Origin of the sequence: Halalkalibacterium ligniniphilum, assembly GCF_000334155.1 — a bacterium.
GTDB classification, from domain to species: domain Bacteria; phylum Bacillota; class Bacilli; order Bacillales; family Bacillaceae_D; genus Halalkalibacterium; species Halalkalibacterium ligniniphilum.
On sequence record NZ_ANNK01000177.1, the window covers coordinates 1 to 1,531 of the forward strand.

General features: G+C 54.9%; 1 rRNA gene. It reads left to right on the forward strand.

The annotated features are described in order from the left end of the window. Window positions 1-1,531 (forward strand): 16S ribosomal RNA (locus BLT_RS0121005); the annotation flags it as partial.

Here is a 1,531-nt window from a genome sequence, read left to right on the forward strand (position 1 = left end):
TTCGGAGAGTTTGATCCTGGCTCAGGACGAACGCTGGCGGCGTGCCTAATACATGCAAGTCGAGCGGACCAAAGGGAGCTTGCTCCTGGAGGTTAGCGGCGGACGGGTGAGTAACACGTGGGCAACCTGCCTCGTAGACTGGGATAACACCGAGAAATCGGTGCTAATACCGGATGATTTCTTTCTCCGCATGGAGAAAGGATAAAAGTTGGTTCTGCTAACACTACGAGATGGGCCCGCGGCGCATTAGCTAGTTGGTAAGGTAACGGCTTACCAAGGCGACGATGCGTAGCCGACCTGAGAGGGTGATCGGCCACACTGGGACTGAGACACGGCCCAGACTCCTACGGGAGGCAGCAGTAGGGAATCTTCCGCAATGGACGAAAGTCTGACGGAGCAACGCCGCGTGAACGATGAAGGTCTTCGGATTGTAAAGTTCTGTTGTTAGGGAAGAACACGTACCGTTCGAAAGGGCGGTACCTTGACGGTACCTAACGAGAAAGCCACGGCTAACTACGTGCCAGCAGCCGCGGTAATACGTAGGTGGCAAGCGTTGTCCGGAATTATTGGGCGTAAAGCGCGCGCAGGCGGTCTTTTAAGTCTGATGTGAAAGCCCACGGCTCAACCGTGGAGGGTCATTGGAAACTGGGAGACTTGAGTGCAGAAGAGGAGAGTGGAATTCCACGTGTAGCGGTGAAATGCGTAGAGATGTGGAGGAACACCAGTGGCGAAGGCGACTCTCTGGTCTGTAACTGACGCTGAGGCGCGAAAGCGTGGGGAGCAAACAGGATTAGATACCCTGGTAGTCCACGCCGTAAACGATGAGTGCTAGGTGTTAGGGGTTTCGATGCCCTTAGTGCCGAAGTTAACACATTAAGCACTCCGCCTGGGGAGTACGACCGCAAGGTTGAAACTCAAAGGAATTGACGGGGGCCCGCACAAGCAGTGGAGCATGTGGTTTAATTCGAAGCAACGCGAAGAACCTTACCAGGTCTTGACATCCTTTGACCACTCTGGAGACAGAGCTTTCCCCTTCGGGGGACAAAGTGACAGGTGGTGCATGGTTGTCGTCAGCTCGTGTCGTGAGATGTTGGGTTAAGTCCCGCAACGAGCGCAACCCTTGACCTTAGTTGCCAGCATTCAGTTGGGCACTCTAAGGTGACTGCCGGTGACAAACCGGAGGAAGGTGGGGATGACGTCAAATCATCATGCCCCTTATGACCTGGGCTACACACGTGCTACAATGGATGGTACAAAGGGCAGCGAAGCCGCGAGGTGGAGCCAATCCCATAAAGCCATTCTCAGTTCGGATTGCAGGCTGCAACTCGCCTGCATGAAGCCGGAATTGCTAGTAATCGCGGATCAGCATGCCGCGGTGAATACGTTCCCGGGCCTTGTACACACCGCCCGTCACACCACGAGAGTTTGTAACACCCGAAGTCGGTGAGGTAACCTTTTGGAGCCAGCCGCCTAAGGTGGGACAGATGATTGGGGTGAAGTCGTAACAAGGTAGCCGTATCGGAAGGGGCGG